General features: G+C 47.2%; 20 protein-coding genes. 3 read left to right on the top strand and 17 right to left on the bottom strand.

From position 1 onward, the window contains the following. Positions 1-227 precede the first annotated feature (227 nt). Together RS891_RS12695 and RS891_RS12690 are read left to right on the top strand one after the other, a co-directional pair. Positions 228-605, top strand: coding sequence for a VOC family protein (locus tag RS891_RS12695; RefSeq protein ID WP_024631833.1), 378 nt, complete (start codon positions 228-230; stop codon positions 603-605). Between the two features lie 255 nt (positions 606-860). Next, entirely contained in the window at positions 861-1,529 is a 669-nt protein-coding gene (locus RS891_RS12690; protein ID WP_315795462.1) for an SOS response-associated peptidase, read from the top strand. Between the two features lie 100 nt (positions 1,530-1,629). Here RS891_RS12690 and RS891_RS12685 read toward each other — a convergent pair whose 3' ends face one another. From RS891_RS12685 to sbnA, 17 genes are all read right to left on the bottom strand, one after another. Next, positions 1,630-3,084: a helix-turn-helix domain-containing protein gene (locus RS891_RS12685; protein ID WP_315795461.1), complete on the bottom strand. Its 1,455-nt coding sequence runs from the start codon at positions 3,082-3,084 to the stop codon at positions 1,630-1,632. Positions 3,085-3,390: 306 nt separating this feature from the next. Next, positions 3,391-4,389, bottom strand: a complete 999-nt coding sequence (locus RS891_RS12680) for an ABC transporter substrate-binding protein (RefSeq protein WP_113052430.1) — start codon at positions 4,387-4,389, stop codon at positions 3,391-3,393. A 180-nt stretch (positions 4,390-4,569) separates the two neighbouring features. Next, positions 4,570-5,205 (bottom strand): 3'-5' exonuclease, encoded by a 636-nt coding sequence (locus tag RS891_RS12675; protein WP_315795460.1) that lies wholly within the window; start codon positions 5,203-5,205, stop codon positions 4,570-4,572. Between the two features lie 24 nt (positions 5,206-5,229). Beyond that, positions 5,230-5,568: a hypothetical protein gene (locus RS891_RS12670; RefSeq protein WP_315795459.1), complete on the bottom strand. Its 339-nt coding sequence runs from the start codon at positions 5,566-5,568 to the stop codon at positions 5,230-5,232. Between the two features lie 22 nt (positions 5,569-5,590). Further along, the gene (locus RS891_RS12665; RefSeq protein ID WP_315795458.1) at positions 5,591-6,085 is read right to left on the bottom strand and encodes a hypothetical protein; all 495 of its coding nucleotides are present in this window, start codon (positions 6,083-6,085) and stop codon (positions 5,591-5,593) included. 38 nt (positions 6,086-6,123) lie between these two features. Beyond that, the gene (locus RS891_RS12660; RefSeq protein WP_315795457.1) at positions 6,124-6,711 is read right to left on the bottom strand and encodes a histidine phosphatase family protein; all 588 of its coding nucleotides are present in this window, start codon (positions 6,709-6,711) and stop codon (positions 6,124-6,126) included. Further along, the gene (locus RS891_RS12655; RefSeq protein ID WP_315795456.1) at positions 6,708-9,017 is read right to left on the bottom strand and encodes a class I SAM-dependent methyltransferase; all 2,310 of its coding nucleotides are present in this window, start codon (positions 9,015-9,017) and stop codon (positions 6,708-6,710) included. The genes RS891_RS12660 and RS891_RS12655 overlap by 4 nt, the downstream gene beginning before the upstream one ends. A 43-nt stretch (positions 9,018-9,060) precedes the next feature. Then, positions 9,061-9,873: a phosphotransferase family protein gene (locus RS891_RS12650; protein ID WP_315795455.1), complete on the bottom strand. Its 813-nt coding sequence runs from the start codon at positions 9,871-9,873 to the stop codon at positions 9,061-9,063. Between the two features lie 76 nt (positions 9,874-9,949). Then, positions 9,950-11,548 carry a helix-turn-helix domain-containing protein gene (locus RS891_RS12645; protein WP_315795454.1) on the bottom strand — a complete coding sequence of 533 codons (1,599 nt, stop codon included), beginning with the start codon at positions 11,546-11,548 and terminating at the stop codon, positions 9,950-9,952. Between the two features lie 45 nt (positions 11,549-11,593). After that, complete coding sequence (locus RS891_RS12640; RefSeq protein WP_315795453.1) at positions 11,594-12,601, bottom strand: FecCD family ABC transporter permease; 1,008 nt, start codon at positions 12,599-12,601, stop codon at positions 11,594-11,596. Beyond that, the gene (locus tag RS891_RS12635) at positions 12,598-13,599 is read right to left on the bottom strand and encodes a FecCD family ABC transporter permease (RefSeq protein ID WP_315795452.1); all 1,002 of its coding nucleotides are present in this window, start codon (positions 13,597-13,599) and stop codon (positions 12,598-12,600) included. Before RS891_RS12635 ends, RS891_RS12640 begins: the two co-directional genes overlap by 4 nt. Positions 13,600-13,888: 289 nt before the next feature. After that, positions 13,889-14,860, bottom strand: coding sequence for an ABC transporter substrate-binding protein (locus tag RS891_RS12630; protein WP_315795451.1), 972 nt, complete (start codon positions 14,858-14,860; stop codon positions 13,889-13,891). Positions 14,861-14,994: 134 nt separating this feature from the next. Then, positions 14,995-17,064, bottom strand: a complete 2,070-nt coding sequence (locus RS891_RS12625) for an IucA/IucC family protein (protein WP_315795450.1) — start codon at positions 17,062-17,064, stop codon at positions 14,995-14,997. A gap of 24 nt (positions 17,065-17,088) precedes the next feature. Beyond that, a complete protein-coding gene (locus RS891_RS12620; RefSeq protein ID WP_315795449.1) occupies positions 17,089-18,981 on the bottom strand; it encodes an IucA/IucC family protein in 1,893 nt (630 codons plus the stop codon). A gap of 42 nt (positions 18,982-19,023) precedes the next feature. Next, positions 19,024-20,247 carry a type III PLP-dependent enzyme gene (locus RS891_RS12615; protein ID WP_315795448.1) on the bottom strand — a complete coding sequence of 408 codons (1,224 nt, stop codon included), beginning with the start codon at positions 20,245-20,247 and terminating at the stop codon, positions 19,024-19,026. After that, a complete protein-coding gene (sbnB, locus tag RS891_RS12610; RefSeq protein WP_113052441.1) occupies positions 20,238-21,257 on the bottom strand; it encodes a 2,3-diaminopropionate biosynthesis protein SbnB in 1,020 nt (339 codons plus the stop codon). Before sbnB ends, RS891_RS12615 begins: the two co-directional genes overlap by 10 nt. Before the next feature lie 27 nt (positions 21,258-21,284). Next, the gene (gene sbnA / locus RS891_RS12605) at positions 21,285-22,292 is read right to left on the bottom strand and encodes a 2,3-diaminopropionate biosynthesis protein SbnA (RefSeq protein WP_315795447.1); all 1,008 of its coding nucleotides are present in this window, start codon (positions 22,290-22,292) and stop codon (positions 21,285-21,287) included. Positions 22,293-22,524: 232 nt separating this feature from the next. Between sbnA and RS891_RS12600 the strand changes: the two genes are divergently transcribed. Continuing rightward, positions 22,525-23,823: an MFS transporter gene (locus RS891_RS12600; RefSeq protein ID WP_315795446.1), complete on the top strand. Its 1,299-nt coding sequence runs from the start codon at positions 22,525-22,527 to the stop codon at positions 23,821-23,823. The last annotated feature ends 9 nt before the right edge of the window (positions 23,824-23,832 follow it).

Below are 23,832 nucleotides of genomic sequence, written 5' to 3'. Positions count from 1 at the left end.
ATGGCTGTGCTTAAAAGGCAATTCGGTCGCTCGAATTGTCCTTTATCTAATGGTATGTCGCAATGCGGCAGTCAAGGACATTTGCTTCCTCTTTTTGTGCTTGAATTGAAGTTGTATGTTGGGCGCTCGTATATGGTAATATAAAGCTTGACTCAATCTAAATAGCTACATCCAAACGCATACATGCTTCAACCATGATCAACTACGTATATAAGGAGTGTAAATCAATGTTTACTCAAGTCGGACAAATTATGTTGTATGTAAACGATCAGGACAAGGCTCTTCAATTTTGGACAGAAAAAGCAGGTTTCCATGTCGTTAACGAAGTCAATGGGAATGGCATGCGCTGGATTGAGATTGCTCCTGTGAAGGATGCCCAAACCACCATTATCCTGCACGATAAAGAATTCGTTGCCAAAATGTCCCCTGAATTAAACCTTGGCACACCATCTCTTATGCTTTTCACAGATAACCTGGATCAACTTTACACTCACTTATCCAATAAACAAGTTACGGTTGGCGAGATTGTAACGATGCCTGGCGGAAGAGTATTCAACTTTGCAGATGACGAAAACAATTACTTTGCTGTTATGGAGAAAAACTAAATCTCCTGACTTAACTGCGGCAAAACGACACACTAAAAAGCCCGTTCATTAGTGAACAGGCTTTTTCTATATATTTTGCTCAAATCCAAACCTGCCTGCATACATCGCTGTTTTCCCATGTTGTTTCGCAGAAATTCCACGTGATTTATTGCATATTTTTTTTCAATTGGATACGCGACACCACATATTACCCGTTTCTAACGTTAAAGATTTGAGTTAAATTACATACTATAGCGTTTTAAAGGAGGCTTCGATATGTGCGGAAGATTCACGATTACAGATCCAATCGAAGAAATTATGGACAGGTACTATGCTTCTATTGCTGAGGGATTTGAGTACAAACCTAATTATAACGCTGCGCCTATGCAATTCATCCCGACAATTATCGGCAGTAAAGACGGTAATCGATTGGGGTCGCTTCGATGGGGTCTGGTTCCTAATTGGGCCAAGGATGAAAAAATAGGCAATAAGATGATAAACGCCCGTGTAGAGACACTCACAGAGAAACCAGCCTTTAAACGCCTGATCAGTTCCAAGCGTTGTATTATCCCATGCTCGGGATTTTATGAATGGAAAAAGGACGGATCCATAAAGCAACCAATGCGGATTTTAATGAAAGATGACTCCATCTTCTCGCTTGCTGGCCTATACGATACTTGGATTGATCCAGAAGGCAACAAGCTTTCAACTTGCACCATCATTACTACTGAACCTAACCGTCTTATGACTGACATCCACGATCGTATGCCAGTCATTCTCCGGCCGCAAGATGAAGCGGATTGGCTAAACAAGGAATCGGACAAGGAAAGCGTTCTGAGGCTTCTCAGCCCGTATGAGGCCGATGAAATGATAGCATACAAGGTGGATTCTGCAGTAGGTAATGTGCGAAATAATCACGAGGAATTGATCAAAGAGGTCAGTTAAGAATAAAAAGGAGCAGCAAGCTTATCGCCACTGTTCCTTTCAGGTGACCACGCCTTTAATTTGATTTTTGAGTTAATTTAGTCTTCACGTGTTGTCTAATTCAGCCCAAATACCGTAGTATATCATCGATCTTCTTCCCATGGGAGATGACACCGTAATTCATCCAGGTCATAAAATCCACCTCATATACGTGACCGCTTTTTACGGCAGGCAGCCGTTTCCACTCATCTCTTTCCAGGAGCTTCCGTTCCTCTCCGGGATAGGCAGAATTCATATTATCAAATGTGATAAAGAGGTGATCTGCTTCAAGCTGACATAGCTGCTCCAGCCCAATACCGACTCTTCGATTTTGGCTTGCCCATTGCTGTACACGGAAATGCGGAGTTAATCCTAAATCTTGATACAATACAGGACCTACGTAACCATAATGGTTCCCATAGAGTGTAATTTCCGATGTAGAAATACGCAAAAAAGCGACGGTTTTTCCACGCATATATCGTTTCAAAAGTTTCTTGGCTTCCTGCGCCTTTTCCTCATAATCACCTATGACATCCTGCACCCGGCTTACCTTTCCCAGCACATCCGCGGTGGATTTCAAAATGGAACGCCAATCCTCTCCCTGATGACCCACGTAAAATGTCGGGGCTACTTGATCAAACCGCTCCAGATTCCAGCGTTGGTATCCGTTGTTCAGCATAATAAATTCAGGTACATTCGTCTCAATAAACCCTATGTCCAGCTGAGAAACATCAAATTCAGGAACATCTTCCAACCCCAAATATTGCTGTCTTCCCCAAGAACGATGGGAAGTTTGCAGTATCGGTTTTATTCCAAGTGCCAGTACAAAATCCTCCAGATACGGTGCAAACACACGTACTTCTTGACGGTAATGACGCCGATATACCCCTGGAGAAACACCTGCATATTGCTTGAATCGGCGACCGAAATAATATTCGTTATTAAATCCGACATTCTGTGCAATTTCATGCAAGCGATCATCGGTCATCTGTAACAGCAGTTTGGAATGCTCCAATCGTACAGCATTTATATAATCAAGCGGAAGCTTGCCTGTGATCTCCTTGAATTGTCGGGTATAACTGGATCTGGTAAGCCGGATCTCTGCTGCCAGATCGTCAACCGTTATGGGCTGATCATAGTGTTCGCGAATATAACGAATCGAGCTTTGAAGCCGGGCACGGTCATCCGGCGATTCAATCTCGGGATCATTTTGCCGAAGCAGCACTCGGAACCACTCCTGAAAACGCAGTTGTATCTCCCAATGGTCCAACCAATTATGAGCAGTCTGCCCACGAGATATCTGTTCCAACGATTTCAGACAGGAACTCCATGGGCTATAATTCAGCTCAATAAGAGGCAACCGATCTAGATCTGATATAAAGGCCGTCGGCTCTTGTTGCACCACTTCATCTGTTATACTCAACTTACTGGCCTTATCTTCTTTCATCTCAGCTACCATCAGCTCAAGTCTATAATATTGCAACTCACTGGAGCCTTCAATCACAATGGTACGTCCAGCTGGAACAAACATAATCATCCCTTTTTCCAAACGAGTGTCCCTATTTTCCAAAGAATCTATTGAGCCATGCCCACCCGTCACTACGAAAAGAGCATGTGATGATGTCTTGTTATATGTCCGCCTGTTGGCGATATCGACTTGGCTATAATCTAAGTATTTCATATGTTGAAGCAAGCATAACCAGGGCTTGGGAATCCATTGCATTATTGTGGGGCACATGTTCATTTCATCTTCCTTAACTGAGAATTATTATCATTTAAAACAGTGTATACGAAAAAAGAAAGCTCTTCAACCCTACTGAAGAACTTTCTTATGGGAGTATGCTTATTGAATCATTTTTTGCAGAAGATCATCAATCTTCATTGAATTGGCTATGACGGCTCCTGATTGCCAGTGCGATCTTTCCATCATGTACACATGTTTGTTTTTAACGGCCGGAAGGGACTGCCACAACTTCCCGTCCAATACTTTGATGGCCGCCTGGTTCTCTTTGGAAGACCAATTCCCATTGGAAGGGAACACAATAATGTGGTCTGCATCCAGCTCCGGAATCGCCTCTTCTGACAGTAACTCCTGATATTCCTTCATGTTAGCTGCCAACGGATGCGGTGTTAATCCAACATCTGAATAGATAAATCCTGCAAGACGATTCTTTACGCCAAACAAAGCTAACGTCTTCTCAGTCACGTTAAGGCGTACAACGGCTACTGTCTCATTTCCAATCGCTTCTTGCAGCTTTGACTTGGCGTCTGCAATTTTGGCTTCAAATTCAGCCGCAACTTCTGCACCCTTTTCCGGTTTACCGACAACATCGGCAATGGTGGTCAAGATCTGATTGGAATCCTGCAAAATGTCCTCAGGCAAACGATACGTCGGTGCTACCTTGGAGTACATTTCATATGTCGCTGCATCCACTCCATCCACAATGATTAGATCCGGATCATATTGAAGTAACGCTTCAATACTCCCAGTCAAATCGAACCGTGGCACATCCAGATCCAGATATTCCTGCACACCCCACATCGGATTATACCACTGTACGACAGGTGTGATATCGAGAGCCTTGAGATAATCTTCCACATAGATACCAGCAATCCGCTGCGGATGCACCGGGATCGTCACATCACCAAATCCATCCTGTACGACACGCGTCTCTGCTTCTTTTTCTGTTGTTTCAGAAGTACTGCCATCCGAAACTGTGGTCTCAGATACAGGAGCCTGTTCTGCTTTTGACTCAGAATTTGCACTACAGCCCGATATAACTACAACCATAAGTAGCAGTATGATCGTCCACCCTTTAAACCCTTTATTGAACCTTACCATGATACCCTTCACCCCTATGTAATCTGTTGTTGTATTGGTGAGAATATGTTTTATGAATAATGATTATCATTCTCACTCAATGCTTAGATGAATTGTACCTTATGCTGTGCAGAACTCACAATACACATTCGAAGCTATTTTTTTATACAAACGAAAAGAATATACAACCGTCACTCCCGCTTAACACAGGGGCAATGTACTTTGTTGATAACGTTCAAGTAATTGCATAACAAATGAGTCCTGCATTTCGTCCTGTAACAGGGCCGCGCCAATCAATCCAATATCATCACTGATATATCCGGCTAGTTCAGGATCGCCTACAAGAGCAATCGTTCGTTTGAAAGCCCGTTCCCTGCATGCACGCAGCACTTCTCCTTCCACGACGTCTGTCTTCTGAGCAAACCGTTCAAATGCTTGCATCCACTCATCGGCAAATTCGGAAGCATCCCGTTGATTCAGATAGGCTTCCACATCCAGTCCTTCGAATGTTTGCTGACTAAGAATTCGCCCTCCATTCAAATCGGCCAGCAATTTATCCGCATCAAATGAGGGAGCCTGGATCTTATCCTCATTTGAAATTCCCGTTAACTTCGCGACCGTTTCCGGAATCGGTTTAGAGGAACGTACAAGTGAAGTGAAAGATGAATCTAATGACTTTCCTTTTTTGTAGTTCATTGCACCGAATTGGGTCACACTCTCCTCTGCCGGATTAATCCCTGTGCCCTCAAGATCAAATATGCAGTACATCCTATCTTGCAAGTGAGAGACTTTTAGCTCTTCAACAGTGTACGTATCCAGCATAAACGTACTCTTCATTTCACGCCGTGTCCCCTTTTTTATCTAGTCCAGTCGCGTAATTCGCGTCATTTGCTGTGTTGGTGTTATCCAGGTTCGACATACAAAGTACTGTGGCAGTTGATCTACGAATGACTCTATGAAAGGAACACTCGGCGCATAGAAGAAGGAACCTCCTGGTTTTAGCGCTCTTAAAAGTTCCATATATTTCTGAGCGTATACTTCTGGTTCGCCGTCTGCCTTGAGATGATGATGTGTGAAATGGTTGGAGAATGCCAAATGGGAAATTATTGTCCCCCACTGTTCTTGTTCAAATGAAGTTTCCATCCAGCCCATACGTCGTAAAAACGGCCGATCTTCCAATTCATCCACTTGTCTGTCCATCCCATAAGCTTCAATTTTTTTACTACGTAAATAATGGACCAAATTGGCCTGCGGAGAACAGATGTGGATCCATTGTGTATTTTTTAAACAAGTCCTCGCCGTTAGTCTGTATTAGAAATGTTTTTAACTGTTGATAATGCTTCTGGAAAAATTGCTGTAATACCTCTTCCTCTGCCCTCTCATTCTGCAAAAGAGACCAGATCCGCATAAATTGATCTTTATATAATTCTGCCAATTGCAACTTGTCTTTGCTCGTAAACTGCATAAACTGGTTCACATGGATAAAATGGCCGATTCCTTGATCTGCTAGTTTAATTGTAAAATGACTCAATAATCCATCTGCAAAAATACGTTCTAATGCTTTTGCCACTTCAGCGCGATATTCCAAAAGCCAGGACAACGTTCGTGGAGATGGCCCTAATGCAGACTTGCCTCCATTATAAAATAAACTTTTATTGTCATTAAAACGGATTTGTTGCTCCATAAAGGACTCTATCAACTTGAGGTTCAGTATCATCGCCTCCTAACGTCGTTAGAACGTGTTACCTAAAGAAACTAAATCTGATCATCCCACAATCGTGTTACCTGAACCAGTCTGACATCACGATCGAACTCAAGCTTGTAGATGTCCGGCATCGTTGTATTTGCCCAGAAGTCATAACCGTAGGACGGATCATAATAATTGAAAATCAACGTCATGATATCCCCATGGGTGCCAATCACTATTTTTTGTCCCGGATGCCTATCCAGAATTCGCTGTATAACAGCAATTGCCCGCGCCCCAGCGACTTCGCCGGATTCTCCACCTGAATAAGCAAATGCAGGATTGTTATAGAGCCTTTGTTTGGCTTCACGAAAATGTTCATGCTTCACTTCAGGACCGGACAGCTCACGCTCACGCAAATCCTCTTCCGTGACCACAATGCCTTCTGACACTTCGGCCAACCCCTGAATCGTATCCACGGCCCGTCTATACGGACTGGAATAAAACAACCGGATCTGCTCCCGATGGAGCAAACCCGCAACGCTAGCCGCGTCTCTCTTCCCTTGTTCCGTCAGACTTCGCTCGCGTTCCTGCCCTTCGATATATTCAGATTCCGCGTGCCTTACAAAATATAAAGCCGTGTTGGCTTCATTTGTCATCTGTCCGCCATTCCTTTCTTCTTTTCAATCACGATCAGGCAGGTGCTGTCAGGCAAAGGTGCAGGTTGACCCTGTTCATCCATAAATATAATTCGTTCTCCAAGCGCCTCCGTATATCCTTCCTGAAGAAAGTACCGGAATGTAATAATCTCGGCTTGCTCCCCCAGTGCTTCATGAATACAGTGCTCATATGCCGATGGGGTAAATATGCCGAATTGTTCCTGAATCTCATGGACATATGCTTCTTCACCCCATGTATAGGTGTACAGAAATTCCATCGCATCGTTGATATCCAACAGCGCCTCGTCCTCAGAGATTCGCTCAAATTCAATGCTGCGTCCCTGGAAATCCTGTGCGTACCGCTCTAGCCATCGCATCCCATCCGGTTCGAGGAAACGAATTCGACGTTTCTGTGCTTCGGGTTCAGTCATGATGCCATCCCTGATCAGAATTCGGCCCCCAGGGGACAACACGTTAAACGAACTTCTTAACGCAGCAACGACCGTGTCCCTGTTGAATCTGCGTCCGTCACGCTCAATATACGAATACAGTTCATGCAGAATGGATGAAAAAATAACCGTATCCACCGTGCCTGACTGCACGTATTGATCCAGTTGAAGAGCATCCCCCTTCAATACTTGCCAGCGATGTGCCTCCCGCTGCTTTTTGCGCTCCAACGCCTCAATGACATTCGCTGAAATATCAATGCCGATTGGTTCCATCTCAGGTCTTTCCTGCTCAATCAGATCGAGCAATATTCCACCGCCGGGACCGATATCGAGCACACGTTTGCCAACCATGTAATCCAGCAGTACTTTCTTGTAATCACCTGAGCTGTTCATGTCGGCCAGATACGTCTCTTCATTATTGAACCGATCATACGCATCCCGACGCAATCCGAATAGGTCAAATAACAGCAGCACAGCCTTTTCGTATAACGGAGACTTTTCTGCCTCAATACAGAATGCAATCAGTTTCTCCGCCGCTGGAGAAAATTTAAATGTCACAAATACCGTATCCCGCAAATCCCTGTGCCGTTCAATCCGATGTGTCAGATGGGGGTAAGTGATCGTCTGACCGGCTTCAATTTGCTCCCACGAATATTGCTCCAAATACTTTTCAATCATTCGTTTCTTGTAAATATTCAGTTTCTTGACACCTTTATAATCATAATACATCGTGTTCATTAATGGTTCGAAGCTGATATGCCTCACTACATCCAATTGTTGCTCCTGCGAAGTCGAGTTTAAGCCCACTCCTTCTTCTTCGGTTACTCTGCCTATGCCTGTGCTGTTCATCGTCAAATCATCTACAGATAGCAACATAGCTTCACTGTGTAGCGTCAAAAGGAAGATCTTAACCATCTCCTGCAACGAAAAATCATGCATCGCTGACTCCACATACCATAAGGTCCGATGAGCCAGAGGAGCGAGAATTCTCTCTATCTCAAGCCGGGCTTGAAGTTTGGCATATGCTTCATCCATCGCTTCTCCCTGAAGTATAGACGAACTCCGTAAGCGTGAAAGACGCTCCTTCACATTCCAGTCCGTATGATCCGGCTCTGTAATGATCCAACCTACGATACGCTGCACTTCAACCTGAACTTGATTCCACAACGCTCTCTCAACGCCAGCAATGATGCATTCATTTAATGCGATCAGGATGGCCTGCAATTCATCTGCGGTCAGCCACCCTTGCGGTATGAACGAGTGAAGCGGGGCATTTTCGGCAAATGGGATTTCTCCCCTGATGTACTGACCAATAAGTCCGTGTGTGGCAATAAGAGTATGAATGATCTCATGCCGAGGTGTGGGTGAACCATATGCGGTTTGCACAATTTGTGCACTACCACTTGGATCATCATTTGATAAATCACGCGAGGATTCTGATCGAGATGAATGTTCCTTCTCACGATGGCCTTGCTTGTCATGCAAATTTCCAACACTTCCATACATGTCATATAGCTGTGCTGAACCGACATTGTGCACGAACAGGTTAACCCCCTGTTTCTGCCAATTTCGCCGCTGTTTCGGTGATCCTGCCTTTGCCGTTTCCGACCAGACCAGCACATCCTCCAGAATTTCTCGCATCCAAAAAGAAACTTGAAGCTGCTCCAGCACCTGGAGTGTGCGTTCTACATAATCCAGTACCGGATTCGTGCCTTCCAGGTCAGCTATGGAATGAATGCGTTCCAGGTTAATATTCGGCTGCTCTGCCGCTGCCAGCAGCTGCAACCACGTTGGCTGCTCTTCCTCAGGGAGATGGCCTGACTTGTAAGATTGTATGGCCTTTAATGCGTTCAGCATGGATTTCTTCACCTCGTTATCCTTGTTAGTTAAGCTATATATATCAATTCAGTAGACGAATACGATCCTGCACAAGCTTGATCAACTGATTCTCTTCCACTGCAGGTAATCTCTCGTCTAAACGTGCAGCCGCGACAGGCAGAATCCAGGCATCCAACTCCTGGCGGGATATCCCGGAGATCTGGATGTAATGTTGGATATAATGTTCCAACATTACATTGCGAGCCAATTCAAATCCTTTTTGAACAGCCGGGTCCGTATCCTCCGGCAACGTGCCGCTCATTAATATTACCCAGCTTCGTGCCACATCACCCGCTGGATCACCCGACATGCCTGTCATCCAGTCTATAACCCAATATTGATCTCTCGTTTCATTTAACATGACATTATCGGGATGAAAGTCGCCATGACAAATTTGCTTTCGCTCTGGAAGAGACGACAAATAAGCAATTACCTGCGTCTTATCCTCTTCCGACAATAGAGAGGTATTTTGAATGGCCCCAGTAAGAATCTGCTTTTGTGTAGGGAATACTCCTTCATCACCCTGTTGGGCGTGAAGGCTATGATGACAGACTGCCATTTGACGCGATAGTTCTTTGATCAACACGGGCTCCTGGATCATAAGGGATAACATCGTGCTGCCTTCAATCCGTTCAAATATAATCCCTTTGCGCGCTGCATCATCCATATACAACCTTGCTTGTGGAACAGGTAAGCCCTTTTGGAATACTGCCTCGGTAATTCGAAACTCATTCTGAACAGCTTCGGTTGGAAAATCCGCATGATATAATTTCATAATCTGATTGGATGGGTACGCATAGATCTCAGCCGTTCTTCCTTGCCCAATTCGTCTCATTCTTCACTCTCCCTGATATGAGTAGATTGCCTATTGCAGTACGATCCCTGTTGAAACGCCACCAGTTCAGCACTGTTTATCGCTGTTGATGTTCACCCACGGCTGCCATTAATTCATTCATGATTCGTTGTCTACCGAGCGGAGTCCAACTCATTACAAACCAATTGGGAATGCGCTTAACTTTTCCATTCTTCACCGCCAGAATCTGGGGCCATGCTGCCGTTCTGGTCAACTCGTCATACATTTTATCACTACCAGCGAGAATATGATGATGATGAATGAACAGATGCTCTGTCTCCAATACAGGCATAGCTTCCGGCTGCAGCTCCATTCGCCACAGTTCTGCCGGTGCCTGATTGCCCGGACGCAGACCTAGCTCACCGTATATCAATTCATTGAGCGGATGATTCACCCTGCCCTGAACGCCAATCGTCCGGTGACTCACTTGCATGATGGTGATCCGTTCAAGGCCCAGCATCCGGCGCAATGTCTGGCCCGTTGTCTCAATCTGCACATCCAGACGTGTCAGCATTTCCGATGCCTCGCGTTCCCGGTTCACCAACTCGGCAATTTTCTCAAAGTTTCCTTTCCAGTCCCACACAGAGAAATCCAGAAATACAGGCGCAGCCGTTTGTTTGAACTGCTCTCTGAACTCCGTATGATAATGATCGGCGATGATCATGTCCGGATTGGACTGCTTCAATTCCTGCAGTTGTCTGTGCAATTGTTCCGCATACTGCTCATTGCTCTGACCTGGATACTGGAATAAATCCACCACACAGACCGGCTCGATTCCAACTGATTTTAGATGGTCGTCGAAACCGAGCGAGGATGCTACAGCCACCTTTAACTTGCCCCGCTTCATATATAATGTAGGCGATACGCCCACCATGCGCTGAAACATGCGACTAAAGTAAAATTCACTTCGAAAACCAACCGCAGCTGCGACTTCTTTAACTCGACTATTCTTCGTATTCAGCATCTGCTTGGCCCGGGTCATGCGTACATTGCTCAGGTACTCGACTGGCGGCAAACCTGTTTCACTTCGGAACAAACGTGAATAAGCAACCGGCGGCATGCCACCTGCTGCTTCAGCCAGCTGTTCAATGCTTACTTTGTCCGTGTAGTGCTGCTCCATATAAAGGATGCTCCGTTCAACCCGTTCATCCATTACGGTACTCTGCTGTTCCGGTTCATTTTTCATAATATTCTGGATCAATTGCTCTAACTGAATTTTCAGATTCAATGAATCCCGATTTCGTTTCTGCCCACTCTGGTGATACAACTGCACAATCTGTTGGAGGATTTGTTGAGGATGATGCACGGTAATATGGCCTGGCGAGAGTGCACCGGATAAGGACAAGGAAGGCAATGCTTCATATCTACCTCTGGTCTTGGTTAGCCTGATCGGTTCAAACCATACTCCATAATATTCGAACGTACTACCTTGTTCCGGGAACTCCACAATCATGCCAGGTACAAGCAAATATAACTGGAGAGGACGAACCTTCTGGAGCGCACCATCCAGTACAACAACCCCTTCGCCCTCTGTAATAAAGCATAATATGTATACAGGAACCCGAACATGTTTGGCTTGTCGGGTCATGGGAAACTTTCTTTTACGTACTGAAGATAAAAGATAGATTAGATTGGCTTCGTTCACATATGATGACATCAAAAAATGCACCAGCCTTTCTTGCATTCTGAATCCTTTTCTTCATTATATCCCTCTGCGTCGTAACAGCAAATACATCATATATGGAGCCCCGATAATCGCCGTAATTAATCCGGCTGGAATCTCATACGGAGTGAACCATATCCGTCCGGCGAGATCTGCGAGCATGACGATTAGTCCTCCAAGCAACGCCGCAATCGGCAAGCGAACCAGACTCCGACTGCCTGCCAGATGTTTTGCCATGTGAGGGGCCATTAAGCCAACAAAACCAATCGTTCCTGCCATAGACACCGCGGACCCGGCGAACCCCACGCTCATCAGAAGGAACAACACCCGCATGGTCTCTACCCGCAGACCCAACCCAGCGGCCGACAGGACATCCAGCAGAAACATATCCAGCCATCTGGACATCCATATTAATAGAAGAAACAGGGTCAGCATCCACGGCAATAAAGGCCAAAAGTGTTCCCACGTTCGTCCGTATAGACTGCCTGCCATCCACACGGAAGCCTGGGAGACCCGGAATATTTTGCCCACCGTCAGCAAATATGTGATTAACGCACCTGCCATTGCAGATATGCCCACACCAATCAGCAGCATACGAACCGTGGAACTCGTCTCTCCTTTTCTCCATGACAATCCATAGATTACCGCGGCCGCGAGAAAGGCTCCAATGAATGCAATCCACGGCATATGCCGCATTGGAAAAGTAGGAACCAGCACCATAACGGCAACCACCGCCGCAGCCGCACCCGAATTCAGCCCAATCACGCCAGGTGATGCCAGAGGATTCCTCGTAATGACCTGTAGGATTGTACCCGCTAATGCCAGACCGCACCCAACCAAAAAACCGGTCAGTACCCGGGGCAGCCTCAACTGATGAATGGTAAAGTAATATTCCTGATCTCCCCTTCCCATCAGACTGCGCAATACTTCTCCCGGAGGGATGGAGCGATCTCCCAACATCACATTAAGCACAAGCGCCCCTACATTTAACAGTAAAAGAATCAAAATAATGGCGAATGCGCGTCTCTTTATAATAGAAGAAATCATATCGACCTCTCCTTTCTTTGAGCCAGATAGATGAGGAAAGGAGCACCGAAGAAGGCTGTAACTACCCCAACAGGAATTTCCTGCCCCGGCAATACAAATCTCGCCCCAATATCTGCTGTGAGCAGCAGTAGTGCCCCTAGAACAGCAGAGTATGGAACTACCCAGCGATAATCACTGCCTGTTATCAATCTTGCAATATGCGGAACGGCCAACCCGATAAACCCGATGGGTCCGGCAAGTGCCACGGCACTGCCAGCCAGCAGAACAATCGCTATAATACAGATGATCCTAATCCTCTTCATGCGCTGTCCTAATCCTTGAGCCACTTCATCTCCTAAGCCAAAAATGTTCAATTGACTACTTAATGCAAAAGCACAGATGGTGCCAATGATCAGATAGGGCAGAATTTGAATAAACAGATCGAGATCCCTGCCTGTTAATGAACCCGCCAACCAGAAGCGCATCGTATCCAGGGACTGCTCATTCAGAATGAGAATGCCTTGTGTCAATGAAGCAAATAATAAATTTAATGTAGAGCCTGCCAGAACTAGTTTGACTGAAGATAAGGGCTGTCTGCCCGTGGAACTGAGAAGGAACACGAGCATGCCTGCTACCGCCGCCCCCAACAGCGCAGACCATGCAAATAATTGTAGAGACGTCGTTCCCAACCAAAAGGAAGCAAGCACCGCGGTAAGTGCCGCGCCATAGTTAATACCGAACAGTTCAGGACCTGCTAGGGCATTGCGGCTAATCGCCTGCATCAGGCACCCGGCCACAGCCAGTGAGCTGCCAACCACTGCGGCAATAACCGCTCTTGGCAGCCTGACGGTTTGAATGATCAGGTGTTCACGCGATCCGTCAAAGGCATAGAACGTATCCACAACGGAACGCAATGGAATCTGTACGATGCCATACATGATGCTGAATAGAAACGCGAGAAGTGTCAACACAATAATGGTTGCTAAACCAGTGATTTTAAACCTGATGTTTGTGTTCATTTTTACGCCTCCGACCTGCATGCTGCTTGATTTATGTACTTCAATATGTTGTATAAATCAGTTGAAAAAACGGACTGTAAAAATTTTTCCTTCTATTATATAGGAACAAATATAGAGCACGAATATAACGTGGCATTAGCCCTGTGCAGAAAAATCAGAAAAATTGGATCGTCACATTCGACGACCCAATTTTACAGTTTAGCTATGACCACTTGGAAGCATAATTGCAAATGATAAAGTGCTGATTTCCCAATCCTTGTCTCTGGAAAAGGTACAGCATGTTTTGCATTTAGTTGGCTACATAGGTGTTCAAGTCATCCACGACCTTGTTTACAGCCTGAATGCCCAAGCCACTCATCCAGTACTCCCAGTCAACCGGGTGAACAGCTTGGTTTTGGACTCCTTTCAACGTCGCCCACAATTTACTTTTCTCCAGCTTGGCGAACGCATCCGGTTCACGGTTAAACCAGAAGATTACGTCCCCATCGAGATCAGCAATCTGTTCTTCCGTAATGTCCTTGGAGAAGCCTGCATCCTGCTGTGCTGCGGGACGAACAATTCCGGCATCTTCCATAATCGTACCTGCAAAGGTTTCTTTCAGATAGACCTGAATTTTGTCTTCGCGGGGACGGAACAGCGATACTTCCTTGGCATCCTTGCCTGCAAGCGTGGATTTCAATTCCTCAATGCGCTGCTGATATGTATCCAACAGCTTCTTGCCTTCTTCCAGCTTGTTTACAGCATCGGCATGAAGCTGCAGATTTTCTTTCCAGGTTACCCCGAGTGTTTCTACAAACACCGTAGGCGCGATTTGTTTTAACTGATCATGGATGGCATCATGTGTATCTTTATTACCAATGATCAAATCTGGCTTCAGTGCATCGATGGCCTCCAGGCTTGGTTCATTCACCGAACCGATATTCTCAATGCCTTCTGTGCCTTTCAGATAAGCCGGGTAAGGATCGCCTTCTGCCAGGATGGAAGGTGCACCTACAGGTGTAATGCCCATTTCCAACAGATTATCCAGTGCCCCAATGTCCAGCACTACAATTCGACTCGCATTTGCCGGAACCTGAACCTCACCATATGCATCTTTGACGGTACGTGTATCTCCAGTATTGGCTACGGTTTCTTCCTGTTTTGGTTCCGTTGGTGCTGTTTCCGCTGCTGAACCACTCGCGGCACCCGATCCCGAATTCCCACAACCCGCGAGCACCAGCATCAGTACCGCCAGCATAACAAAATGTACCCATGGTTTCATTCCAATCCTCTTTCTCTCTACTTGCATTCCATCCAACCCCCTGATCCTATTTAATAACCTAATCAATAATGATTATCATTATTAAAACAATATCCCACAATTCCAGTTTCTGTCCATGCAATATTCTTGTGATCTCATATACTATTTTTTAATTCATCCTCATTCGACCCATATTTATCCATAATCTGGTGCGCCAGTGGATTCGTAACTTGATGAATGCGCAATTCATCATCTGGAAACAAGCGACGCTTCGTCAATTGCTCTACTCCGATTTCAGAGTCAAACAAGGAATACTGTTCGTAACGTTCATGAAATTCAGGGAAACGCTGTTGATAGTCGGTAATGATTTTACGTACTTGGTTCCAGAAGGTCTGCTCTCTGATCTGGTAATACTCCTGCATGAACAAAGCCAGCTCCCCAAGATTGATAAAGAAAAAGGCATCATGGATGAAATCCCGCACTTCTGCGGGTGCGTCCGTCTCCAGGAATGAATTTCGGTTCACACGACGATGATATTCCGGCACCTCAACAAGCGCTGGACAGAGCTTGGGATCGGCAAGTACCTCTCTTGTAAATCGAATTCCGTCGTGAAAATCCTTCAGGGCAATGCGCGAGGGCCGGCCTTCCCGGTGAATCAGCAGCATATTCTGTGCATGAGACTCCAGCGCTATCCCATGAGAGAATAACCAGTGAATGAGTGGTCGTACCGAAGTCAGCAGCAGCTCGGACAACCATTCATCAGCACCCAGCTTTTTTACCCAAGGATCAATCACCGGCCGCCCTTCATAGTCCAGTGTAGCCAATGCATTAAACGGAATCGCTGATTCACCTGGTTCCAGCCGGGAATGTACACTTTCCCTCCAAATGCAGGAGAGCACACCATACGAGAGGTGCTTCAAAGCCTCCGGTATCTGAGGATTGTCGTATGTAACACCAGCAATCTCTCCCAAAAGAATGACTCGTAGCTCATCCCTCAAGTAGGGATCTTGCTTGCTAATTCCCTGCAGCCAGTCGGTAATGCGAGGTGCATTCTCCACCGTATGTGGGGCGATCACCCTGCCTGTAGACGTATTGATCATACTGAGCGACAGCTTCAAGTACGGTGAATTGGGACGTGATCGGTTAGCTAGCGTACGGATCGACTGTTGAGCCGTATAGCGGTCTTCGCTACTGCCAAACGGTACGATGCTTCCGTTACGAATGTCCTCTGCAAGAACAGAACTGATCGTTGTTCGCCATTGCCACGGATGGACTGGCATCAGCACATATTCGGCCGGATCAGCACCCATTTCCTGTAGTGCCGTGAGGAAGCGTTCCAACACTTGTTCGCCAAGTTGATCCTTTAGCCACTCCCTTGTAGTTGGTCCATATTCATTCGCGCCATGACTTATCCGTGCCTTTTGCTTATGAATTCCGATCCATATCGGTTTAATGCATCTGCCGAACTCGGGTCCATATTCAAGCTGATCTTCGATTCGGAAGCCGATACGGGATTTATAACTTGGATGGTACGGATGACCCTCGATAATTCCACTTTCCCAGTCTTCATCGGGAAGAGCATGTAAATCGGTCTGCCGCTCAGCTCGTACATATCGCGCCAGTGTATCATTGATCAGCGTCTGCTCCAGTTCTTTAACAAAATGCAGCAGCTTCCCTTCATCCGCGCTTATCGCTGGTCCGACTTCCAGCAAAAATAGAGAAATCGACTCCGCTTCTTGACCAACTGTAGTTCCAGGCTGAATACGTTGTTGTCTTCGAACCCCATTGCTTTCTTCCAAAGCTGGAATCTCATCCACACAGACACGTCTTGTCATCGGTTCATGGTTCAGCCGTAAACGACCAAAGGTGAGATGCCTTGTTCCCTTGCATGCGTAGATAACCCGTTCGCCGTTCAAACCAAGACCTTCCATTTCCCAAACGTTGAACCCCTGCTCCTCCCGTGAGCTATATGCAATAACACCTTCGTACATCAAGGATTCAACCAACTGCCTGAATATGCGTCTGCGTGCATCGGTATAGTGCTGTGAATTAAGGGCTGCGGTGTAAAGCTCTCTTTGCTGCTCTTGCCAATGCTCCTTCTCCACTGCAAGTCTAGAACTTGCAGCACCATTTCCTGAGTGGCTAGATGATTCCTCCATGCAAAAAGGTTGCCAAAACGGATCCTCGTTATGACTCTGATATTCAGTAATTCTCGTATTTTCCATGCGCGTGCACTCCTCCCCTCCTGATTAATTCTGTCGCACTGGCCTGTAGACATGCAGTGGATTACTTACCCGATGAACACAATCCCCCGGCCCTTCATGAATTCTCCGTCTGGTCAGTTGTTCCACTTCAATCTCGGGTGCAAAAACGTCAAACTGTTCAAATCGAGCCTGTAACTCCGGGAACCGCTCCTGGTAATTCAAAATGACTTCGGCAGCCATGCGCCACCATTGCTTTTCGCTCAGGCCAAAATGCTTCTCCAGGAAAAATGCGACTTCGGTCAGATTGATAAAAAGCAACGCGTCCAACATAAAGTCCTTCACCTCGGAAGGATCCTCCTTCTCCACAAATGAGTTACGATTCACCCGCTGATGATTGGCAGGCGGATATTCAATATCCGGGTATCCAAAAGGGTGAGGAATGGATGGACAGTAACGGACACCGTCATGGAAATCCTTAAGCGCAATCCGGCTGGGCCATCCCTGATTCAGCACGATGATCATATTCTGCGCATGTGATTCCAGCGCAGCTCCATGTGCGTACAGCAGATGTATCAGCGGTACTACCGCAACATTCACCAATTGCCGGGCCCAGCGATCCAGGCCATATTTGTCTATCCACGGTTTAATGACGGGCGTGCCCTGCTGGTCGAGATGACACAAAGCATTGAATGGCAAAGCATCTTCTCCTGCCATCAAGCGTGGATGCAGACTTTCACGCCAGATCGCTCCAAGTGATCCGTATATTTTTTGCTCCAGCATATTAGGCAGCTTCTGGTGGCGGTACGATACCCCTGCAATCTCCTTCAGCACGATCAGCCCAAGCTCATCCCCCAAAAATGAATCTTCTGCCGCCACACGACCAAGCCAGTCCGAAATACGAGCCGCATTCATAATCGTATGCTGTGCCAGAATTCGTCCAGATGACGTATTCACCATATTCAGCGGCAGTTTGACATACGGTTTATCTCGATGACTCACATTCGTCAATGTGCGAATGGATTGTTGAGGACGGTAGGTGTCACCTGCTTGACCCAGATACACCATTTCCCCTGTTCGGAGCTGCTCCGCACAGGCCACCGATATTATTCGCTCCCACTGCCAGGGGTGCACAGGCACAAACACATATTGATCAGCAATTGCTTCCCTATCCCCATACGTATTCTCATTCCCCCCGGCAACGACATTGGCATTGAAGCTGGAGACCGATTTCAACTTCTCACTCGATATAGCTTCCTGCAAAATCAACTTGAACGCCTGCAATTCCTCTCCCAGCTCGTTATGGATAAACGCAGCATACGTGTCCAGCGAGGACGAAATGGCTATTTGGGCTGCATCCAGTTTAATCGCAATCCAGACCAGCTTGAATTCGGGTCCGAACTCCGGTCCATAGGCTTCATTGTCAGAAAGCGTAAAACCAACTCTGGATTTGTAACAAGGATGATACGGATGCCCTTCAATCAGGGCGGATTCCCACTCGTCATATGCAGATATCCGAGGTTCCGGCTGATTAGAACGCCATCGCACGGACAGTGTGTCCTTCAGATGGGTTTGCTGAAGCTCATCCATGAATTGGGCCAGCTGAGCTTCGGATGTGGGAATATGCGCAGCCATTTCCAGCAGGAAACGGGGAATGGAATCCGCTTCCACTCGTTCTTCCGTTGTTATTCGCATGATTGGTTTATCTGACAATCGAATGCGGCCAAAGCTCTCTTTTCGTACAGCCCAAAAGGTGTACTCCACCTGCTCTCCTGCCTCCGTCTCCCCTCGCAGTGTATACTCTGCCTCCACATGAGGCCCGATCACCGGTTCACTCCATATTTGCTCATACAGAAACGACTCCACCAATTGCCTGAAAATACGTCGCCGCACTCGTATCCACTCTTCGGACCTGACCAACGCTGCTGTTAGACCGTTCATATGACACCTCCCATGATTGCACTGCCTTCAACCGTTTATGTGTTACTGCAAATAAATATGCTGCGGGTGTGGGTGACTCAAAAAGTCATGATGCGAGATCGCCCAGCCATAAGCGCCCGCATATTGGAACAGCAAAATATCTCCTGCCCGAACCCTGTCTGACGTAATATCACTTGCCAAAATATCTTTCGGAGTACATAGCTGGCCTGCCACAGTAAAAGCGGCTTCTTTCACCTCAGGTCTGTCATACGGATGCGTCCAGTTCTCCACCTCAATCACCTCAAATGGATGACTGTGCTGCCAAGAAACGGGCAGGCGGAAATGATGCGTACCGCCGCGAACGATGACATAGGTTTTGCCGTGGTTGGCTTTAACGTCAAGAACCTCTGTTGCATAATACCCACTCGATGCCGTGAGGTAACGCCCACATTCGAACAACAAAGTCGTTTCCGAAGGCAGTTCCTGTTGCAGCACCGGTGCGATACCATTCACAAATGTGTTCCAGTCGAACTGTTGCTCCAGATCGGCATAGTTCACACCGATTCCACCCCCGGCATTCAAATAGCGCAATGTTAATCCATATTGCCTCGCCCAATCCCGCGCGATCATGCAATAATACTCAACCAGTTTTACATGCTGCTCCGCATCCAGATTGTTGGAGAGGGAGTGAAAATGAAACCCTTCGACCTGAATATGTGGCAGATTCCTTAGCTGGTCCATGACTTGTGGCAGCACAACCTCGTCGATCCCGAACTGGGTCGGACGACCGCCCATTGCCAATGTCGCCTGCGGCAGTGGACCTTTCAGGTTAATCCGCAGCAATACGGATACCCGAACGTCATTTTGACTCGCAATCTCGTTCAGCTTGTTCAGCTCGTGTATACTCTCCACATGAATAAGCTGCACGTTATGCTCTATCGCTCCCCGCAGCTCGGCTTCCGTCTTGCCAGGTCCACCAAACAGAATCGGAATATCCGCAGAGACTTGTCTCACCTTCATGATCTCGCCCAAAGATGCCACTTCGAAACCATGCACTACAGGGGCCAGCGCTTGAAGCACCGCTTCTTCCGAATTGGCTTTGATGGCATAGAACAGCTGACTGGATTCCGGCATGGATTGTACACGTTGATGCACATGAGCGACGAGGGCTGTTACATCCCGAATGTAGGCACATACCGGTTCGGTCTGTTGTTCTTTCAGTGCCAATAAATGCTCACGGACTCTTGCAACCTGAGGCATACGCCCTGTATTCAGCTCTATAGCCATAAACGTGTGCCCTTTCCTTGTTCAACCGCTCTTGCGTACATCTCTGCCGCACTGGAAATATCCTCAATCGCCATCCCCATCGGGTTCAGCACAATAATCTCATCCTCATGTTCGCGCCCTGGCTTTTCCCCAATCAGGATCTCACCTAGTTCAGCGTGAAGCTGCTCTCGGGAAAACTTACCTTCAAGCACCAGCTGATTAATAATCTTTTTCTCGCGGTTGGATTGATCCCAATCGTCCACGACCACTTTGTCTGCCTGCGTAAATACATCCTTGTGCAAATCCATAATCGAGATGTTGCTGACAAATGTACCTTTGGCAATCCATTCATACGGAATATGCGGCGATGAGGCCACCGTAGCTGTTACGAGTACTTCCGCTTGTCGTACCGCTTGTTCTGACGAATCTTCCACCAGCACTTCAACCTGATCAAAGCGCGAACCAATTTCATTGGCGAGCTGCCGTGCCGTATCGGCATTCAGATCATACAGATGGATAGTTCGAATGGAGTCAAATTGTTCAAGCAGCGAGGTGATCTGCATTCTGGCGATCACCCCGCAGCCGATCACGCTCACCGTACGAAATCCTTTTCTCGCTAAATACTTTGCCCCGATAGCTGTAACTGCAGCTGTGCGCATCCCGCTGATGACGCTACCTTCCATTACCGCCACCGGATAATTGCTTTCCGGATCATTGAGGATAATAAGAGCGCTTGCACGTTCCTTATGACGCTTGGCCGGGTTATCATGTTTGCTCCCGATCCACTTGAGACCACTGATTGCAACATCGCCACCCACATACGCAGGCATCGCAATAATGCGATCGGCAATATGGCCGCTCTCCTCGTTAACCCGCAGATAAGGCTTCAACGGCTGCACGATATCCCGCTTGGCATGAAGCTCCAGTGCACGGGTTACTGCTTTGACATATGGCTCTGAATACAGCCCTCCCAGGTCTATAATATCCTGTTTACTCATATACAAAAGGCTATGATCCTGAACGGTACTCATATCTGATCTCTCCTCCGAGATAAATTTTTATATACTCTTGATCGCTTGGCTTGGCGGTAATTGATTAACCCATTGCTCGTCATACACACTGTCCAGATAACGTTCTCCACGGTCTGCGAAAACAGTAACCACCTTGGCTGAAGGCCGCAAGGTTGGAACCAGTTTTTCCAGTGCAGCAACCAGTGATCCGGACGAACCCCCTGCAAAAATACCTTCCCGTTCCAGCAGCTTCTGGCAGCCCAGTACGGATTCCCGATCATCCACATGAATAACTTGGTCAATCTCGTTTGGGCTAAATAATTCAGGGACCCGGTTGGCGCCAATACCCGGCAATTCACGCTGACGGGAAGGTGTGCCAAAAATAATCGAACCGACTGCATCAACGGCTACGATCCGCGCATGCGGATTTGCCTCTTTCACGCGGCGGGATATGCCCAGAATGCTTCCAGTCGTACTCACTGCACACACCAGTACGTCGATCTGTCCATCCATTTGCTCCACAATCTCCTGACCTGCACCATGATAGTGAGCTTGCCAGTTCAACGGGTTGGCATACTGGTTGATCCAGTAACCTGCCGGGTCTTGACTGGCTAATTCCTTGACCCTGCGAATGCGGGATTGCAAATAACTTCCGTGTTCGTCCGGTTCAGTCACCATGTCAACCTGCGCCCCGAGGTAGGTTATCATTCTCAGGTTGGTCGATGTGATTTTCGGATCAACCACACAGGTGAATTTCAGTCCATATCGTTTGGCGGTTAATGCAAGACCAATTCCCAGATTTCCTGAAGTGCTCTCGATGAGATGCGTATCAGGTTTGATCGTTCCGTCCCGCAGTCCCTGCTCGATAATGTACCGTGCAGGTCGGTCTTTCATACTGCCGCCGGGGTTCATCATTTCCAGCTTGGCATACACCGACGCTCCTGAAGATCCAAACAGGCAATTCAAGCGAACCAGTGGTGTTTGACCGATGCAATCGATAATGGAATCCGCAACTTTATTCGAGCGATCCTTGATTTGCAGCGTACTTTGTTCCATGTGTTTACACCAGCTTTCTGGGCATATTGTTGTCCAAAATCGCTTTATTGATAATGATTATCATTTTCAAAATTGGACACAGGGCCTATTATGCATATCCTTTTTTTTCCTGTCAACACTAAAATTTTTGGAAAGTTTTTGAAAAAAATAAGATTGACATTGAGAATCATTCTTGATAATCTGATCAGCAATTGGTTTCAAATTGCCAAAATCAAGGTGGTGAAGTGGACACATGATGTCTCAAATGGCATGGAAACAGAGCGTCCGTATTTTGTGGGGTGGACGCTTTCTTTCCAGTGCCGGGCTGACTGGAATCAGCCCTTTTATACCGTACTACATGGAGCATCTGAACGCGGGAACGCCGGAAGAAGTGCTGATGTGGACAGGTCTGTCCGTCTCTGCGCCTGCTTTGTCCTACGCACTTCTAACCCCTTTTTGGGGTAAGATCGGAGATCGTTGGAGTCGAAAATGGATGGTTGTCAGAGCGCTGGTCGGACTGGCCCTTAGCATGTTTCTGATGGGCATTGCCCAGACGCCTTTTCAATTCTTTTTGTTCCGTCTCTGCCAGGGGGCTTTCGGTGGCATATCCGATGCGAGCAGTGCGTTTGTGGGAACCCATGCCCCTGACCAAAAGCAGGGTTCTGCGCTTGGACAGTTGGAGCGGGCATCGGCAGCAGGCCTGCTCGTTGGACCACTGCTAGGGAGCATATGTGTAAACACGTGGGGAAGTCGTCCGCTATTGTTTATTACGGCCTCGTTGACATTGAGCTTTGCTGTGCTTGCTGCACTCGTATTAAGGGGGGCGACAACGCATCGGACTCGTACGGTCAAGAACGATACTCAAGTATCTCCTGTGGAACAGCACCCGCCTTCGGTCACTATGTTAAGCAACCACAAAAACAGGAACAAGAGTGGAATTATCCATGCCTTCGTTTCGCTGATTACACATCCTATTGCCCGAAGACTCGTTATCGCAGGCATCATCTTCAAGCTCGCAGATTTTGCAACGTTTACGATGTTTACTCCGTTTATTCGTGAAATCATCCCTTCCTCAGGTGCAGCTGCGCTTACCGTCGGGGTTCTGCTCGCGATGTCTTCGGTTGGTGAATTGGTTGGCGCATCGTGGTGGGGTAAGCGAAACGATCGGTACTTATCCGAACGCAATCTCCGGCTGGCTGGTTTGTTATGCGGCTTGTGCCTGCTTGCACATACACTTCCACTCGGGGTGGCCTGGCTGCTGGTTGTACGTTTTCTGCAAGGATTCTTCTACAGCGCCCTATTGCAGACGGTCATGCTCAACGTGCTGAAATCCTCCACCGATCAGGATCGGGGCGTGCGCATCGGAGCTACCAACAGCATGTTAATGGCTGGTCAGATTGCCGGTCCATCCATTGGGGTTCTAATCGGAGGTATCTGGGGAATTCCAGCTGTATTTCTCGTCATGGGGACAGTCATGCTCGTCGCTTCGCTTGCTGTACGCCGCCCAGCGGTTCATGAGCCGAAAGCTCCCGTACAATTGCCCCTCCAATAATTTGTGAAA

Source organism: Paenibacillus sp. BIC5C1 (genome assembly GCF_032399705.1).
Classification (GTDB): Bacteria; Bacillota; Bacilli; order Paenibacillales; family Paenibacillaceae; genus Paenibacillus; species Paenibacillus taichungensis_A.
Note: the sequence above shows the minus strand (reverse complement) of the source record. Positions and strands in the feature narration are given on the sequence as shown.

Coding starts and splice junctions, on each gene's coding strand:
- RS891_RS12695 (WP_024631833.1), top strand. CDS start 228: ATGTTTACTCAAGTCGGACAAATTATGTTGTATGTAAACGATCAGGAC.
- RS891_RS12690 (WP_315795462.1), top strand. CDS start 861: ATGTGCGGAAGATTCACGATTACAGATCCAATCGAAGAAATTATGGAC.
- RS891_RS12685 (WP_315795461.1), bottom strand. CDS start 3,084: ATGATTATGTTTGTTCCAGCTGGACGTACCATTGTGATTGAAGGCTCC.
- RS891_RS12680 (WP_113052430.1), bottom strand. CDS start 4,389: ATGGTAAGGTTCAATAAAGGGTTTAAAGGGTGGACGATCATACTGCTA.
- RS891_RS12675 (WP_315795460.1), bottom strand. CDS start 5,205: ATGAAGAGTACGTTTATGCTGGATACGTACACTGTTGAAGAGCTAAAA.
- RS891_RS12670 (WP_315795459.1), bottom strand. CDS start 5,568: ATGGACAGACAAGTGGATGAATTGGAAGATCGGCCGTTTTTACGACGT.
- RS891_RS12665 (WP_315795458.1), bottom strand. CDS start 6,085: ATGATACTGAACCTCAAGTTGATAGAGTCCTTTATGGAGCAACAAATC.
- RS891_RS12660 (WP_315795457.1), bottom strand. CDS start 6,711: ATGACAAATGAAGCCAACACGGCTTTATATTTTGTAAGGCACGCGGAA.
- RS891_RS12655 (WP_315795456.1), bottom strand. CDS start 9,017: ATGCTGAACGCATTAAAGGCCATACAATCTTACAAGTCAGGCCATCTC.
- RS891_RS12650 (WP_315795455.1), bottom strand. CDS start 9,873: ATGAGACGAATTGGGCAAGGAAGAACGGCTGAGATCTATGCGTACCCA.
- RS891_RS12645 (WP_315795454.1), bottom strand. CDS start 11,548: ATGTCATCATATGTGAACGAAGCCAATCTAATCTATCTTTTATCTTCA.
- RS891_RS12640 (WP_315795453.1), bottom strand. CDS start 12,601: ATGATTTCTTCTATTATAAAGAGACGCGCATTCGCCATTATTTTGATT.
- RS891_RS12635 (WP_315795452.1), bottom strand. CDS start 13,599: ATGAACACAAACATCAGGTTTAAAATCACTGGTTTAGCAACCATTATT.
- RS891_RS12630 (WP_315795451.1), bottom strand. CDS start 14,860: ATGAAACCATGGGTACATTTTGTTATGCTGGCGGTACTGATGCTGGTG.
- RS891_RS12625 (WP_315795450.1), bottom strand. CDS start 17,064: ATGGAAAATACGAGAATTACTGAATATCAGAGTCATAACGAGGATCCG.
- RS891_RS12620 (WP_315795449.1), bottom strand. CDS start 18,981: ATGAACGGTCTAACAGCAGCGTTGGTCAGGTCCGAAGAGTGGATACGA.
- RS891_RS12615 (WP_315795448.1), bottom strand. CDS start 20,247: ATGGCTATAGAGCTGAATACAGGGCGTATGCCTCAGGTTGCAAGAGTC.
- sbnB (WP_113052441.1), bottom strand. CDS start 21,257: ATGAGTACCGTTCAGGATCATAGCCTTTTGTATATGAGTAAACAGGAT.
- sbnA (WP_315795447.1), bottom strand. CDS start 22,292: ATGGAACAAAGTACGCTGCAAATCAAGGATCGCTCGAATAAAGTTGCG.
- RS891_RS12600 (WP_315795446.1), top strand. CDS start 22,525: ATGATGTCTCAAATGGCATGGAAACAGAGCGTCCGTATTTTGTGGGGT.